Annotated in this window: 14 protein-coding genes; 3 read left to right on the plus strand and 11 right to left on the minus strand. The window is 73.8% G+C overall.

The genetic code is table 11. The annotated features are described in order from the left end of the window. Positions 1 to 239: 239 nt before the first annotated feature. The gene (locus tag ACF1ED_RS22165; RefSeq protein ID WP_391762982.1) at positions 240 to 1,574 is read left to right on the plus strand and encodes a UDP-glucose dehydrogenase family protein; all 1,335 of its coding nucleotides are present in this window, start codon (positions 240 to 242) and stop codon (positions 1,572 to 1,574) included. A 67-nt stretch (positions 1,575 to 1,641) separates the two neighbouring features. Here the strand turns inward: ACF1ED_RS22165 and ACF1ED_RS22170 are convergent, their stop codons facing one another. From ACF1ED_RS22170 to ACF1ED_RS22185, 4 genes are all read right to left on the minus strand, one after another. Further along, positions 1,642 to 2,562, minus strand: a complete 921-nt coding sequence (locus ACF1ED_RS22170; protein WP_391762985.1) for a membrane dipeptidase — start codon at positions 2,560 to 2,562, stop codon at positions 1,642 to 1,644. Between the two features lie 128 nt (positions 2,563 to 2,690). Then, positions 2,691 to 3,887, minus strand: a complete 1,197-nt coding sequence (locus ACF1ED_RS22175) for a dipeptidase (RefSeq protein WP_391762987.1) — start codon at positions 3,885 to 3,887, stop codon at positions 2,691 to 2,693. Continuing rightward, complete coding sequence (gene purE / locus ACF1ED_RS22180; RefSeq protein WP_360607843.1) at positions 3,884 to 4,381, minus strand: 5-(carboxyamino)imidazole ribonucleotide mutase; 498 nt, start codon at positions 4,379 to 4,381, stop codon at positions 3,884 to 3,886. Before purE ends, ACF1ED_RS22175 begins: the two co-directional genes overlap by 4 nt. Before the next feature lie 31 nt (positions 4,382 to 4,412). Then, positions 4,413 to 5,552 (minus strand): 5-(carboxyamino)imidazole ribonucleotide synthase, encoded by a 1,140-nt coding sequence (locus ACF1ED_RS22185; protein ID WP_391762989.1) that lies wholly within the window; start codon positions 5,550 to 5,552, stop codon positions 4,413 to 4,415. A gap of 184 nt (positions 5,553 to 5,736) precedes the next feature. Here ACF1ED_RS22185 and ACF1ED_RS22190 point away from each other — a divergent pair, with 184 nt between their 5' ends. Beyond that, positions 5,737 to 6,267 carry a GtrA family protein gene (locus tag ACF1ED_RS22190; protein ID WP_391762991.1) on the plus strand — a complete coding sequence of 177 codons (531 nt, stop codon included), beginning with the start codon at positions 5,737 to 5,739 and terminating at the stop codon, positions 6,265 to 6,267. A gap of 21 nt (positions 6,268 to 6,288) precedes the next feature. Here the strand turns inward: ACF1ED_RS22190 and ACF1ED_RS22195 are convergent, their stop codons facing one another. Together ACF1ED_RS22195 and ACF1ED_RS22200 are read right to left on the minus strand one after the other, a co-directional pair. After that, complete coding sequence (locus ACF1ED_RS22195; RefSeq protein ID WP_391762993.1) at positions 6,289 to 7,560, minus strand: ATP-binding protein; 1,272 nt, start codon at positions 7,558 to 7,560, stop codon at positions 6,289 to 6,291. Positions 7,561 to 7,843: 283 nt separating this feature from the next. Next, positions 7,844 to 8,521, minus strand: coding sequence for a response regulator transcription factor (locus tag ACF1ED_RS22200; RefSeq protein WP_043232119.1), 678 nt, complete (start codon positions 8,519 to 8,521; stop codon positions 7,844 to 7,846). A 430-nt stretch (positions 8,522 to 8,951) separates the two neighbouring features. Here ACF1ED_RS22200 and ACF1ED_RS22205 point away from each other — a divergent pair, with 430 nt between their 5' ends. After that, complete coding sequence (locus ACF1ED_RS22205) at positions 8,952 to 10,469, plus strand: peptide MFS transporter (RefSeq protein WP_391762995.1); 1,518 nt, start codon at positions 8,952 to 8,954, stop codon at positions 10,467 to 10,469. Between the two features lie 67 nt (positions 10,470 to 10,536). Here the strand turns inward: ACF1ED_RS22205 and ACF1ED_RS22210 are convergent, their stop codons facing one another. The 5 genes from ACF1ED_RS22210 to ACF1ED_RS22230 form a co-directional block, all read right to left on the minus strand. Next, a complete protein-coding gene (locus ACF1ED_RS22210) occupies positions 10,537 to 11,889 on the minus strand; it encodes a hypothetical protein (RefSeq protein WP_391763506.1) in 1,353 nt (450 codons plus the stop codon). A gap of 38 nt (positions 11,890 to 11,927) precedes the next feature. Further along, positions 11,928 to 12,938 carry a hypothetical protein gene (locus tag ACF1ED_RS22215; protein WP_391762997.1) on the minus strand — a complete coding sequence of 337 codons (1,011 nt, stop codon included), beginning with the start codon at positions 12,936 to 12,938 and terminating at the stop codon, positions 11,928 to 11,930. Next, positions 12,935 to 13,774: a hypothetical protein gene (locus ACF1ED_RS22220; RefSeq protein WP_391762998.1), complete on the minus strand. Its 840-nt coding sequence runs from the start codon at positions 13,772 to 13,774 to the stop codon at positions 12,935 to 12,937. Before ACF1ED_RS22220 ends, ACF1ED_RS22215 begins: the two co-directional genes overlap by 4 nt. Then, the gene (locus tag ACF1ED_RS22225; protein ID WP_391763000.1) at positions 13,771 to 14,451 is read right to left on the minus strand and encodes a peptidase; all 681 of its coding nucleotides are present in this window, start codon (positions 14,449 to 14,451) and stop codon (positions 13,771 to 13,773) included. The genes ACF1ED_RS22220 and ACF1ED_RS22225 overlap by 4 nt, the downstream gene beginning before the upstream one ends. Before the next feature lie 343 nt (positions 14,452 to 14,794). Next, complete coding sequence (locus ACF1ED_RS22230; protein WP_391763002.1) at positions 14,795 to 15,214, minus strand: ATP-binding protein; 420 nt, start codon at positions 15,212 to 15,214, stop codon at positions 14,795 to 14,797. Positions 15,215 to 15,259: the final 45 nt, after the last annotated feature.

The raw sequence follows: 15,259 nt of genomic DNA on the forward strand, positions 1-15,259 counted from the left end.
ACCGCCGCCGCGAACGGAGCGATCTTCGCCTCCGCCAGCGCACGCACCGACTCCCGGAGCATCTCGTGCTCCTCGGAGGTCCGGTACAGGTCGAATTCAGCCGGTCCCGCCACGTTCATCCACTCCCACGCTTGCTAACTACCGTTAAGTAACCCAAAGGGTAGGGCGTGACCGGGGCCCCTGTCAGGGCCCGACTATGCTCGGGCAGGCAGTTTCGCCCGACGTCCCTGGAGTCCCGCATGGCCCTGAAGATCACCGTGATCGGCACCGGATACCTCGGCGCCACCCACGCCGCGGCCATGGCGGAGATGGGCTTCGAGGTGCTCGGCCTCGACGTGGTGCCCGAGAAGGTCGAACTGCTGGCCTCCGGACGCGTCCCGATGTACGAGCCCGGCCTGGAGGAGCTGCTCGCCCGGCACGTCGCCGGGATCGAGGGCTCCACCGGCCGGCTGCGCTTCACCACCTCCTGGGAGGAGGTCGGCGCCTTCGGCGACGTCCACTTCGTCTGCGTGAACACCCCGCAGAAGCACGGCGAGTACGGCTGCGACATGAGCTACGTCGACGCCGCCTTCGCCTCGCTCGCCGCCGTCGCCCGCCCGGGCTCGCTGGCCGTCGGCAAGTCGACCGTCCCGGTCGGCTCCGCCGAGCGGCTGGCCGGCGTGCTGCCGGAGGGCGTGGAGCTGGCCTGGAACCCCGAGTTCCTGCGCGAGGGCTTCGCCGTCCAGGACACCCTGCGCCCGGACCGGATCGTCGTCGGCGTGCGCGGCGACGACGGCGGGCGGGCCGAGAAGCTGCTCCGCGAGGTCTACGCGGTCCCCGTCGCCGAGGGCTCGCCCTTCGTCCTCACCGACTTCCCGACCGCCGAGCTGGTCAAGACGGCCGCGAACTCCTTCCTCGCCACCAAGATCTCCTTCATCAACGCGATGGCCGAGATCTGCGAGGCGGCCGGCGGCGACGTCGTCCGGCTGGCCGAGGCCATCGGCCACGACGAGCGGATCGGCAACAAGTTCCTGCGGGCCGGCGTGGGCTTCGGCGGCGGCTGCCTGCCCAAGGACATCCGGGCGTTCATGGCCCGGGCGGGCGAGCTCGGCGTCGACCAGGCGCTGACCTTCCTCCGCGAGATCGACTCGATCAACATGCGGCGCCGCGGCCAGATGGTCGAGATGGCCCGCGAGGCGCTCGGCGGCGACTCCTTCCTGGGCCGCCGGGTCGCCGTCCTCGGCGCCACCTTCAAGCCGGACTCGGACGACGTCCGCGACTCCCCCGCGCTCAACGTCGCGGGCCAGATCCACCTGCAGGGCGGCCAGGTGACCGTCTACGACCCCAAGGGCATGGAGAACGCCCGCAAGGTCTTCCCGACCCTCGGCTACGCGGACTCGGCCCTGGAGGCCGTCCGGGACGCGGACGTGGTCCTGCACCTGACGGAGTGGCGCGAGTTCCGCGAGCTGGACCCCGCGGAGCTGGCCGCGGCCGTCTCCTCCCCGGTCCTCCTCGACGGGCGCAACGCCCTGGACGGCGAGCGGTGGCGGGCGGCCGGCTGGACGTACCGGGCGATGGGCCGGCCGCGGGCCTGACGCACGGCGGAAGGGGCGCACCGGACGGATCCGGTGCGCCCCTTCCCCATGGGCGCACGGGGACGGCTCAGGCGGCGACGGGCCTGATCCGGTTCGTCCGGGACAGGAACTCGGTCTCGCGCAGGGCGCGGGTCGTGTTGCCGTGGGCCAGGCCCACCAGGTCCCGGGCCGGCCAGCCGCGCCGCAGCAGCTCCGCGAAGAGCGGTACGTAGCCGGCCGCCGGAGCCGTCAGGTGGGAGAGGCCCGTGCAGGCGGGCCCGGCCCCGTCGCGCACCCGGTCGAGGAGGTCGGCGGCGGCCCCGGGGTCGTCGCCGACGGGGACCATGCAGACCGCGCCGTTCTCGCCGAGGAGCCGCAGCACGTCGTCCGGCAGGGCGTCCGGGGCGGCCCGGGTGAGCAGGGCGGGGGCGCGGGTGACGGCGAGGACCTCGCGGACGGTGTCCTGGTCGGCGCCGGTGAGGTCGACGGCGAGGCCGATGCGGTTCATCTCGCGGACCGCCTCGCGGGCGAAGCGGTCGAAGCGGGTGAGGTTCACGGCCCGCACGCCGAGGGCGTGGTAGGCCCGCAGGGTGGCGGCGGAGCCGCCGAGGGAGGTCCAGCTCACCGGCCCGAGGAGGGCGGCGACCCGGCCGCAGTTGCGGGCGTGGGCCATCTCCGAGGTCGTGTGCGCCAGGCGCAGGTCCTCGGGGCAGGCGGCGACGAGCGTGCGGACGGCGTCGAGGCGGCGCAGGGTGCTGATGACGTCGTCGGAGTCCACGCGCAGCGACCAGAACTGGGCGCCGGCCTCCTCGGCCCGGGCGGGCGGCAGGTCCTCGGGGTCGAGGAGCACGGGGAGTTCGGCGTGGCCCTCGATGACCGGCTGGGCGGCGAGGATCGCCCGGGCGCGGGCGGTCTCGTCGAGCGGCGGGGGCGGTGGCTCCGGGGGTTCCAGCGCGCCGACGGCGCCGGAGGCGGCAGAGAAGGGGGGATGGTCGTCTAGATCTGCCATGGCACTACTCACACTTCCGAACTCGGTGAGGCAGTACTGCCCCGCCGAAGGGGGCGGGGCAGTACCGTCCACCGTGCCGGAGGGGCCCTTCCGGGGCCCGCCGGACTGCGCCGTACGGGTGAGGGCGGTCAGACGCCGTCGAGCTGCGCGATCGTCGCGTGGGAGGCGGGGGTGCGGGCGGTCAGGTCGCGGGCGACGGACTCCGCGTCGCGCAGCGCGCGGAGCGCGTTCGACCAGGTCAGCTTGGTGAGGTCGGTCCGGGACCAGCCGCGGTCGAGGAGTTCGGCGATCAGGCGGGGGTAGCCGGAGACGTCGTCGAGGCCCGCGGGGGTGAAGGCGGTGCCGTCGTAGTCCCCGCCGATGCCGATGTGGTCGACGCCGGCGGCCTCGCGCATGTGGTCGAGGTGGTCGGCGACGGTGGCGGCGGTGGCGACCGGGCGGGGGTCCCCGGCCTCGAAGGCGGCGTGGAGCTCCTTCGCCCTCGGGGTGGTGTCGAGGTGGTGGAGGCCGTGGGCGCGGAGGTTCTCGTCGGCGCGCAGGGTCCACTCGACGGCCGCGGGGAGGATGAACTTCGGGACGAAGGTCGCCATCGCCACGCCGCCGTTGGCGGAGAGCCGCTCCAGGACGTCGTCCGGGACGTTGCGCGGGTGGTCGCAGACCGCGCGGGCGGAGGAGTGCGAGAAGATCACCGGCGCGGTGCTCTCGTCGAGGGCGTCGCGCATGGTCGTCGCGGCCACGTGCGAGAGGTCGACGAGCATGCCGCAGCGGTTCATCTCGCGGACGACGGCGCGGCCGAAGGCGGTGAGGCCGCCGTGCCGGGGCTCGTCGGTGGCGGAGTCCGCCCAGTCGTTGTTCTCGTTGTGCGTGAGGGTCATGTACCGCACGCCGAGGGTGTGGAAGGCGCGCAGGGTGGCCAGCGAGTTGTCGATGGAGTGGCCGCCCTCGGCTCCCTTGAGGGAGGCGATCCGGCCCTCCTCGCGGGCCTTGTCGACGTCGTCGGCGGTCCGGGCGGGCGCGAGGTCGGCCGCGTACCGCTCGACCAGCCGGTCGACGGCGTCGATCTGCTCCAGGGTGGCGCTGACGGCGTGGTCGCCGGTGAGCGCGCCCGGGACGTAGACGGACCAGAACTGGGCACCGACCCCGCCGGCGCGGAGCCGGGCGAGGTCGGTGTGGAGGGAGGCCGAGCGGTCGCCCGCGATGTCGAGCTTGTCGAGGTCGTAGCCGCACTGCTGGCGCAGGGCCCACGGGAGGTCGTTGTGCCCGTCGGCGACGGGGGCCTCCGCGAGGAGGGCGCGGGCCTCGGCGAGCCGCTCGGCCGCGCTCACCGGGCGAACCCGAAGGAGTCCGTGCCCTCGACCTTGGCGCGCAGGCGCTTGCCCTTCTCGGTGGCCTGGGCGTTGAGGTCCTGGAGGAACGCCTCCATCCGGGCCTGGAGCTCCGGGTCGGCGGCGGCGATGATCCGGGCGGCGAGCAGGCCCGCGTTCCGGGCGCCGGCGACGGAGACCGTGGCGACCGGGATGCCGGCGGGCATCTGGACGATCGAGAGCAGCGAGTCCATGCCGTCGAGGTACTTCAGCGGCACGGGGACGCCGATGACCGGCAGGGGGGTGACGGAGGCGAGCATGCCCGGGAGGTGGGCGGCGCCGCCGGCGCCCGCGACGATCGCCCTGAGGCCGCGGCCGGCGGCCTCCTCGCCGTACGCGATCATCTCGCGCGGCATCCGGTGCGCGGAGAGGACGTTCACCTCGTAGGGGATCTCGAACTCGTCCAGCGCCTGGGCGGCGGCCTCCATGACGGTCCAGTCGGAGTCGGACCCCATGGCGATGCCGATGAGCGGGTTGCTCGCCTGGTTACTCAACGATCGTCCCTCGCAGGTAGTCGGCGGCGTGGCGGGCGCGCTCCAGCACCTCGTCCAGGTCGTCGCCATAGGTGTTGACGTGGCCGACCTTACGCCCCGGCTTCACGTCCTTGCCGTACATGTGGATCTTGAGCTGCGGGTCCCGGGCCATGCAGTGCAGGTAGCCCTGGTACATGTCCGGGTAGTCGCCGCCGAGGACGTTGCACATCACGGTCCACGGGGCGCGCGGGCGGGGGTCGCCGAGCGGCAGGTCGAGGACGGCGCGGACGTGGTTGGCGAACTGGCTGGTGATCGCCCCGTCCTGGGTCCAGTGGCCGGAGTTGTGCGGGCGCATCGCCAGTTCGTTGACGAGGATCCGGCCGTCGGCGGTCTGGAAGAGCTCCACCGCGAGGTGGCCGACGACGCCGAGCTCCTTGGCGATCCGCAGGGCCAGCTCCTGGGCCTGTCCGGCCAGCTCCTCGTCGAGGCCGGGGGCGGGCGCGATCACGGTGTCGCAGACGCCGTCGACCTGGCGGGACTCGACCACCGGGTAGGCGACGGCCTGCCCGTGCGGGGAGCGGACGATGTTCGCCGCGAGCTCGCGGACGAAGTCGACCTTCTCCTCGGCGAGGACGGGCACGCCGGCGAGGAAGGGGTCGCGGGCGTCCTCGGCGGTGCGGACGAACCAGACGCCCTTGCCGTCGTAGCCGCCGCGCACGGTCTTCAGGATGATCGGGAAGCCGTCGCCCTCCTCCGCGAAGGCGACCGCGTCGGCCGGGTCGGCCACGAGGCGGTGGCGGGGGCTGGGCGCGCCGATCTCGTCGAGCCTCGCCCGCATCACCCCCTTGTCCTGGGCGTGCACCAGGGCGTCGGGCCCGGGGCGGACGGGGATGCCGTCGGCCTCCAGGGCGCGCAGGTGCTCGGTGGGGACGTGCTCGTGATCGAAGGTGATCACGTCGCAGCCGCGGGCGAACGCGCGAAGCGTGTCCAGGTCGCGGTAGTCGCCGATGACGACCTCGCCGGCCACCTGCGCCGCCGAGTCCTGCGGGGTGTCACTGAGGAGCTTGAACTTGATGCCGAGGGGGATGCCCGCCTCGTGGGTCATACGGGCGAGCTGACCGCCGCCGACCATGCCTACTACCGGGAACGTCACCCTCTTAGGGTATCCGCACCATCGGTGAACACTCTTCCGGCTGTGGATTGACACAAGGCGTGACGGGAGCCGGCCCGGTTTTCCACAGGTTTCGCGGCTACCCGGGCGGGTGACAGGGGAGGCTGGTTAGCATGAGTGGGTTGACGTCGCCCGGACGTCACCCGACGGACGGACCGACCCCACCATGAGCGAACCCGGCGCGCTGCGCATGCGACTCGCCCTGCTCGGCCGAGAGGTCGCCAAGTTCGGCGTGGTCGGCGGCCTCGGTGTCCTGGTCAACCTGGTCGTCTTCAACCTGGTCCGGCACACCACGGAGCTTCCGGTCGTGCGGGCCAGCCTGATCGCCACGATCGTCGCCATCGCCTTCAACTACGTGGGGTTCCGTTACTTCACGTACCGCGACCGCGACAAGTCGGGCCGCACCAAGGAGATGACCCTCTTCCTGCTGTTCAGCCTCGTCGGGCTCGTGATCGAGAACGGCGTGCTGTACGCGGCGACGTACGGCTTCGGCTGGAACGGCTCGCTGGCGAGCAACTTCTTCAAGTTCTTCGGGATCGGCCTCGGGACCCTGTTCCGCTTCTGGTCCTACCGCACCTGGGTGTTCCGGGCGCTGCCGGCGAAGGAGGCCGTGCAGACGGCCGAGTCCTTCCTGGAGCGGGCGGAACCGGTCCCGACGCCCCGGCAGGCGCGGCGGCGGCAGCCCGACCGCGTGTAAGCCCGGCCCGCGTGGGGGGCCTCACCGTACGGGGCGTTCTCCCGGTTCGCCGGTGACGCTGCGGGCCTCCTTGCTCAGGAAGAGCGCGAAGACCGGCGGCTGCTGCTGGAGCAGTTCCAGGCGCCCGCCGTCCGCCTCCGCGAGGTCGCGGGCGACCGCGAGGCCGATGCCGGTGGAGCTGCGGCCGCTGACCGCCCGCTCGAAGATCCGCGCGCCGAGGTCGGCCGGGACGCCGGGGCCCTCGTCGGTGACCTCGATCACGGACTGGTTGCCGGTGACGCGGGTGCGGAGGGCGACCGTGCCGCCGCCGTGCATGAGCGAGTTCTCGATGAGCGCGGCGAGGACCTGGGCGACCGCTCCCGGGGTGCCGATCGCCCGCATGCCCTGCTTGCCGGAGCGGACGATGGCCCGGCCCGCGCTGCGGTAGGCGGGGCGCCACTCCTCGATCTGCTGCTTGACGACCTCGTCGAGGTCGAAGGCGACGGCGGAGCCGGAGCGGGGGTCCCGGGAGTTGGTGAGCAGCCGCTCGACGACGTCGGTGAGCCGCTCGACCTGGGTCAGCGCGATCGTCGCCTCCTCCTTGACCGTGTGCAGGTCGTCGGCGAGGGCGACCTCCTCCAGCCGCATGGAGAGCGCGGTCAGCGGCGTGCGGAGCTGGTGGGAGGCGTCGGCGGCGAGCCGGCGCTCGGCGGTGAGCATCCGGGCGATCCGTTCGGCGGAGGCGTCGAGGACGTCCGCGACCCGGTCCAGCTCGGGGACCCCGTACCGCTTGTGGCGGGGCCGGGGGTCGCCGGAGCCGAGGCGTTCGGCGGTCTCGGCGAGGTCGGTGAGCGGGGAGGCGAGCCGGTTCGCCTGGCGCACGGCGAGGAGGACGGCGGAGAGGACGGCGAGGCCGGCGACGGCGCCGATGATCAGGGCGGTGCTGCCGACCTCGGAGGTGACGGCGGAGCGGGACTCCTCGACGATCACGGTCTCGCCGCGCTCGCCCTCGGCGTAGCCCCGGATGACGCTGCCGGTGGGGCGGGTGCCGATCTCGATGGGCGGGCGGCCGGGGATGGTGACGAGGGCGTACCGCTTCGCGCCGCTCTGCTCCGCGAGGATGCCGGGATTGACGGGCTCGCCGCCGATGAGGCGGCTGTCGACGATCGAGACGATGCGGAGGGCTTCGGCGTCGACGCTCTCCTGGGCGCTGCTCGTGATGGTCCGGGTCTCCACCAGGACCAGGGAGACGCCGAAGACGGCGATCACGACGAGGACGACGGCGAGGGTGCTGGTGATGAGGCGGCGGCGCACGTGCCCTCCCGGGCGGGGTTACGGGGGCCCTGCGGGTGCGGGGCGCGTGGGTGCGGGGCCCTGGGCTCTGCGGGGGTGCGGCGGGACCGGGTGCGGGTTCGGGCGCGGGGCCCGGGCCCGGTGACGGGCGCCGTCCCGTGCGGCCGCCCGCGCCTCCCCCGAGGACCTCGTCCCGGGGGACGCCCAGCGGGACGCCCGCCCGCACACGGGGGGCGGGCGCCTGGCCGTACGGGGCCGGGAGGGCCGGTCGCCGGTCGGGCGGTGGGGCGGTGGGGCGGTGGGGCTAGCTCTTCTCGAAGCGGAAGCCGACGCCCCGGACGGTGGCGATGTAGCGGGGGTTGGCCGCGTCGTCGCCGAGCTTCTTGCGGAGCCAGGAGATGTGCATGTCGAGGGTCTTGGTGGAGGACCACCAGGTGGTGTCCCAGACCTCGCGCATGAGCTGGTCGCGGGTGACGACCCGGCCCGCGTCGCGGACGAGGACGCGCAGGAGGTCGAACTCCTTCGCCGTGAGCTGGAGCTCCTCCTCGCCCATCCAGGCGCGGTGCGACTCGACGTCGATGCGGACGCCGTGGGTGGCGGGCGCGGGGGCGGGCTCGGTGGCGCCGCGCCGGAGGAGGGCCCGGACGCGGGCGAGCAGCTCGGCGAGGCGGAAGGGCTTGGTGACGTAGTCGTCGGCGCCCGCGTCGAGCCCGACGACGGTGTCGACCTCGTCCGCGCGGGCGGTGAGGACCAGGATCGGGACCGTGTGGCCGTCGGCGCGCAGCCGGCGGGCGACCTCCAGGCCGTCCATGCCGGGCAGGCCCAGGTCGAGCACGACCAGGTCGACGCCGCCCTGGAGTCCGGTGTCGAGCGCGGTCGGCCCGTCCTCGCGGACCTCGACCTCGTACCCCTCTCTCCGCAGGGCGCGGGCCAGCGGCTCCGAGATGGATGCGTCGTCCTCGGCGAGCAGTACACGGGTCATGGGGTGATGGTAGTCCGCACGGGTGCCGGGCCGGGGCGGGATCACCAGGCGCCGGGTGACGCCTCCGAAGCAGGGCGCGTAACCTCTACATCACCTTGGAATGGTGCCCGTTGGTTCCTTCGCCACCTGTGATCCATCTCTCAAGTCCTTCCATATCCGGCACTGTCGTGTCGTATGGTGGCGAGACGTCTGTAGCGGTAAACGGGGACCTTTGGCCAGCTTCGTCGGCCAAGGTCCTCTTTTCTGCGCAGGGTTGGCACTGCCAGCCTTGGGACGGTGAACGACCTGTGGGCCGGGTCCCGCGGCGCGAAGACGCGCGGCGGGGCGTGGATCCCGGGCGGGGTGCGAGCCATCCCGGCCGGTGCCGGCCACCCCCCACCGGGCGCATCACGCTCACGAGGCGTCGCGTCCCGACAGAGCAAGGATCGACATGGCGTCCAGCCTGACGACGGCTTCGAACGGAACCTCTGGTTCCGGGAAGACGTTCCTCGGCCACCCCCGCGGCCTGGCCACCCTCTTCTTCACCGAGATGTGGGAGCGCTTCTCCTACTACGGCATGAGGGCCCTCCTCGTCCTGTACCTGGTCTCCGGCGGCGCGGACGCGGCCACCGGCAGCCAGGGCGGCGGTCTCGCCATGACGGCGGCCACGGCCACGGCGATCTACTCCGTGTACGTGTCGATGGTCTACCTGATGGCCATGCCCGGCGGCTGGTTCGGCGACCGCGTCTGGGGCGCCCGCAAGACCGTCACGGTCGCCGGCTTCGTCATCATGGCCGGTCACGCTTCGCTGGCCCTGCCGGGTCAGGCGATGTTCTTCGTCGGCCTGGCGCTCGTCGCCGCCGGTTCCGGTCTGCTCAAGGCCAACATCTCCACGATGGTCGGCCACCTCTACGACGGACCGGACGACCCGCGCCGTGACGGTGGCTTCACCCTCTTCTACGTGGGCATCAACCTCGGCGCGTTCGTGGCGCCGTTCGTCGTCGGCACCGTCGGCGAGAAGGTCAACTGGCACCTCGGCTTCGCCCTCGCCGCCGTGGGCATGGGCATCGGCCTCGCCTGCTTCCTGGCCTTCACCAAGAGCCTGAGCCCCACCAGCAGCCTGGTCCCGAACCCGCTCTCGGCCGAGGAGCGCAAGAGCCTCCTGGTCAAGGTCGCGCTCGTGGTGGTCGCCGCCGCCGTCTTCTACGGCGTCGTCGTGGGCCTGGACCTGTTCACCCTGAACTGGGCCCTGGTGCCGCTGACCCTCGCCGGTCTGATCATCCCGGTCGCCGTCCTGGTCCGCATCAAGCGCGACAAGGACCTGGACCGTTCCGAGCAGTCGAAGATGAACGGCTACATCTGGTTCTTCGTGGCCGCCGCCATCTTCTGGATGATCTACGACCAGGGCGGCTCGACGCTGTCGCTGTTCGCCGACGACAAGACCGGCTCGATCTTCGGCTTCGACCCGTCGGCCACCTGGTACCAGTCGCTCAACCCGATGTTCGTGATGGCGCTGGCCCCGGTCTTCGCGTGGCTCTGGCTGTGGCTGGCCCGCAAGAACCAGGAGCCGAACACCATCGTGAAGTTCTCGATGGGCCTGGTCCTGGTCGGTGCCTCGTTCTTCGTCTTCGTCGTCCCGATGGGCATGGCGGGTGACGGAACCAAGGTCTCCCCGATGTGGCTCGTCTCGATCTACATGATCCAGACCATCGGTGAGCTGTGCCTCTCCCCCGTCGGCCTCTCCGTCACCACGAAGATGGCGCCGAAGAAGTACGCCTCCCAGATGATGGGCGTCTGGTTCCTCGCCGTCACCGCCGGTGACTGCACCACGGGCCTGCTGTCGCTGGCCGGGGTGGACCTCAACGGCACCGGGATCATCGCGCTCCAGGCGGCGCTGGCCGTCGGCGCGGGCTTCGCGGTCTTCATGTACCGCAAGAAGGTCCAGGCCCTCATGGGCGGCGTCCACTGACGCACGTGACACCCGGGGCGGCCCCGGCACACCCCACGGTGTGCCGGGGCCGCCCCGTTCGCGCGTCCTAGCGGTCGCGCCGGGCCAGCCGGCGCCACGGGGTGAAGGTGAAGACGGCGCCGCCGAGGAGGATCACCGTGCCGGCGACCAGGCCGAGGGCGCGCAGGGCGCCGTCGGACTCGGCGCCGGTCTGGGCGAGGCCCTCGCCGGAGCCGCCGTCGCCGCCGCCGGCGGGGCTGCCGCCGTTGCCGGTGCCGCCGTCCTTGCCGGTGCCGCCGTCGTCCGTGCCGCCGTTGTCGCCGGAGCCGGAGGCGCCGCCGGACTGCTTGGCGGTGTCCAGGGTGAGGGACGCCTCGACCGCGCCCTTCACCGTGCAGGGGATCTTGATCGGGTCGGCGCCCGGGGCGAGGACGACGCTGATGGTGAGGGCGCCCGGGGAGAGCGTCGCCTTGCCGGTGGCGCCGGGGCGGTAGGTGCCCTTCATGTCGGTGAGGCTCACCGGGTCGTTCATCTTGAGCGCGGTGGGGTTGGGCGCGCCGGTGACCTTGACGGTGCCGCTGTCGTCCCCGCCGATCTTGATGTCCATGCTGGGCGTGAGGGCGTTCGCGGGCAGCGGCGCGGGGCTGTTCATGACGCCCTTGGCCGTCTTGACCGTGAGGTCGTACGCGCCGCCGTTCTTCCTGGCGTTGATGGTGACCTTGGAGTTGATCGCGTCGGGGCCGGGGGACGTACAGGCGAAGGCCACCTTGACCTCCTTGCCCGGGAAGTCGGTCTGCCCGCCGCCGGAGCCCCCGCTGTCCGAGCCGCCGCCGCTGTCCGAGCCGCCGGAACCGCTGCCCGAACCGGATCCGCCGCCGGAGCCCGAGCCTGAACCGGATCCCGAGCCGGAGCCCGAGCCGCCGCCCGTCCCTCCCCCGCCGTCGGTCACCTTGATCGTGGCGCCGACCGGGACCTGCTCCTTCGGCGCGCACTTGGTGTCGGTGGACATCGGCTTCGACACGTTGATCGTGTACGCGTCGGGCGTCAGGGTGACGTCGCCCGCCTCGGTGAGCTTCAGGGTGCCCTTCATCTCGGGCAGCACCATGTCGGTGTTCTTGGGGATCGGCGGGTTCTGCCGGGGGCCCTCCATGGCGACCGTGCCGCTCTGCGCCCCGGCGACCTTCATGGTGCCGGTCGGTTTGACGGTGTTCGCGTCCAGGTCGAGCATGTCGGGGTTCTTGGAGGCCGGCTTCACGGTCTTCCACACGACCTCGACGGTGTCGCCGACCTCGGCCGTGGCGGGTGCGGTGACGAGCACCGTGGTGGTGCCCCGGACCGGCGGCAGGCCGGAGATCGACGGCGGGACGCACTCCGTCCCGAACGAGATCTGGGCGGCCTGGGCGGGGCCGGCGGAAAGCAGGATCCCCGCGCCGCCGAGCATCAGCGCGACCCCGGCCGCGATCGTCCTCCGTTGCGTGCTCACGAATGTCCCTTCGTCGTCGGACTGTTCTCGGTCGGTGCGGAGTCGGGGAGGAACCACGGCAGCGCCGCGGCCGTCCCGGGGCCGTCCGCGTCCGCCGGTACGGGGACGGGGACGGAGTCGCGGTTCCGGCCGCCGGCCCGGTCGACGAGGACCATGCCGAGCCGGAAGAGGGCGGCGGGCACGACCACGGCGAGCAGCGCCCAGAAGAGGACCACGCCCCAGGGGCGGCCCACCGTCCAGGGCTGCTCGGCCAGGACCTTGCCGCCGTAGGAGACGGAGACCCGGTGGGCGCCGTGGGCGCCGGCGGAGAGCTCGACGTCCAGCTCGATCCGGGCCTTCTGGCCGGGCTTGATGGTGCCGCGCCACTGGTGCTCCTCGTCGCGCGGGGCGAGGACGCCGCGGGCGGTGCCGACGAGGAAGACCGGGTCGCGCACGGGCGCCGTGCCGAGGTTCCCCACGGTGAGGACGACGGTCCGGGCCGGTGGCGCCCCGAACCAGGTGAGGACTCCGCCGGAGCCTTCGAGGCGGGCGGCGGTGAGGACGGCGAGCCGTCCGTCGCCGGAGGCGTCGGGGAGCGGGGCCGTGGGGTGGCCGGTGACGGTGAGGGCGGCGTCGACGACGTCCTGCTGCCCGGTGACGCCGGCGACGTGGACGACGCAGGGGCAGGGCCTGGGCGGGGCGGCGACCGGCAGCTTGACGCTGAAGGCGCCGCGCGGGTCGACGGTGGCGGCCCGGCCGTCGGTGTTGGCGCAGCTGTTGGTGCCGCCGACGACGCCCTCGCCGGGGGTGGCCTGGCCGCAGAGCAGGACCATGAGCAGCGCGCCGGCCTTCCAGCCGGTGCCGCTGACGGTGATCTCGCCGCCCTTGGGCACCTGGCTCTGCGAGACGGCGACGGCGGGGTCGCCGGCGGCGGGGGCGGGGTGCGCGGGGACGGCGGGGAGCAGGGCGAGGGCGAGGGCCGTGAGCAGCGCGGCCAGGGCCGTACGGGCACGGGCGGCCGGTCTCATGCGGGGGCTCCCTTCGTACGGGCCCGGCGCCGGAGCCGGTACGCCGCCGCGCCCGCCGCCGCGAGCGGCGCGGCGGCGGCGGCGAGGGCGGGCGCGGAGGCGAAGACGGTGCCGGTGGCGGCGGTGGCGGGGGCGGCTCCGGGGGCGGAGGCGGTGAGCCGGACGGTGACGGAGTCGAGGGCGGGCGGGTCGGGCCAGGGCTCGGTGCGGGCGGCGCGCTCGCCGGGGCGGAGGGTGACCGGCAGGGCGCGGCCGGGGAGGTCGAGGCGGGTGCCGAGGAGCCCTTCGGCGCGGACGGCGAGGCGGGGCCGGTCGAGGACGGTGCTGCCGCGGTTGACCAGCGTGTAGTGGAGGGTGCCGGTGGCCCGGTCGACGCGGGCGTCCTCGACGGTGAGGGCGGCGAGTGCGGGGCCGCTGACCTTGAGCCGCAGGTCGACGGCGGCGTTCCGGCCCTCGGCCGCGGCCCGTACCGTGCCGCGGTGCTCGCCGGGCGGGGTGGCGGCGGTGACGGTGACGGCGAAGGGCACGTCGGCGCGGGTGCGGGCGGGCACGGTGACGGTGCGGGCGGCGAAGGCGACGGCGGCGGGGCCGTCGCCCGTGAGGGTGACGGTGAGCGGACGCGGACCGGGGTTGGTGACGGAGAGGGTGTCCTCCAGGACGCTGCCGGCCGGGCCTTCGAGGTAGGCGTACGGCCGTCCGGCGGCGGGGGCGGCGGTCCACGGCGGGGCGGCCGGGGGCGCGGCGGCGAGGGTGGAGAGGACCGCGCCGGCGGCGAGGAGGGCGTACCGGGTCCGGGGCGGGACGGCCCGGGCGGCGGGGGACGCGGGCCTGGTCACGGGCGGGCCGGGCGGGGCCGGCGGGTGAGCCAGAGGAGTCCGCCGACGCCGCCGAGGAGGACGGTGCCGCCGAGGGTGCCGAGGGCGGTGGTGGTGGGGAGGCCGCCGGTCCTGGGGAGTTCGCCGCCGGGCAGGGCCTCGTCCTCGGCGGGTTCCTCGGCGGAATCCTCCGCGGGCTCGCCCTCCGGGAGGCCGGTGACGGTGAGGGTGAGGGAGGGGTCGGGCTTGCCGGCGGGCTCGCAGACGGCGGCGTCCATGCCGAGGGCGTGGACGGTGAGCACCCCGGCGGTGAAGGTGACCGTGCCGTTCCGCTCCGGCGTGTAGGTGCCGGTGAGGGTGCCGATGCGGATGGGGGTGAAGGCGGGGACGGCGGCGGAGTTGGGGGCGCCCTTGACCTGGACGGTGCCCCGGGCGTCGCCGCCGAGGACGAGGTCGGCGCGGGGGGTCATGACGCCCTTGGGGAGCTCGACGGGGCTGTCGGAGACGCCCTTGTCGAAGGTCATGGTGATCGCGTAGGCGTCGCCCTTCTTCTCGGCCGTGATGTCCACGGGCGAGACGGCGCCGCGGTCGCCGATCTTCGTGGCGCACTCGTACCTGACGTCGACGACCTCGGCGTGGGCGGCGGGCGCGGCGGCCAGCCCGGCCGGGGCCCAGACCGCGACGGCGGCCGTGAGCACGGCGGCCGCCCTCCTCCGGTTCGGCTTCCTGTCCACCCGTGACCCCTCACCGCATTTTCCTGACGCGCCATCAGATTGGGCGTCAAGGTACGCCCGGGGCCGTACAGAAGGAAGAAGGGCGACGGTGAAAGTCCTGCGGCGGTCGCGGCGGCCGCGGCGGGAGGGAGGCCGGGCGGGACCGGGAGCGGCCGGCCGGGCGCGGGACCGGGAGCGGCCGGCCGGGCGGGACCGGGAGCGGTCAGGCGTCAGGCGTCAGGCGTCAGGCGTCAGGCGTCAGGCGTCAGGCGTCAGGCGTCAGGCGTCAGGCGGGACACAGGAGGCGGGAGGCGGGGTGCGTCAACCGTCAGGCGGGAGCGGCGAGTTCGGCCCAGACGGTCTTTCCGGGGGCTCCCGGCACGCGCTGGACGCCCCAGTCGAGGCAGAGCCGCTGCACGATGAACATGCCGTGTCCGCCGGGGCGTCCGGCCCGGTGCGGGGTGCGGGGCGCGGGCTGGCCGGCGCCCCGGTCGGTGACCTCCAGGCGGATGGTCTCGGCGAGCCGGAGCACCCGGAGCCGCTCGGGCCCCTCGGCGTGCAGGCAGGCGTTGGTGACGAGTTCGGAGACGACGAGCAGGACGTCCTCGGCGGCGGCCCTGCGGTCGGCTCCGACGGCGGGCAGCCAGCCCCACTCGGTCAGCGCGGTGCGGGTGAAGTCGCGGGCGAGCGGGACGGTCCCGCTGGTCTCGCCGAGCGCGAGGGTACGGACGTCGGAAGCCTGGTCCATCAGCACTTCACCTCACCGGTCGACGAGACAGCAGGGGCAGGGACG

Origin of the sequence: Streptomyces sp. NPDC014656, from assembly GCF_043084305.1 — a bacterium.
Lineage (GTDB): Bacteria > Actinomycetota > Actinomycetes > Streptomycetales > Streptomycetaceae > Streptomyces.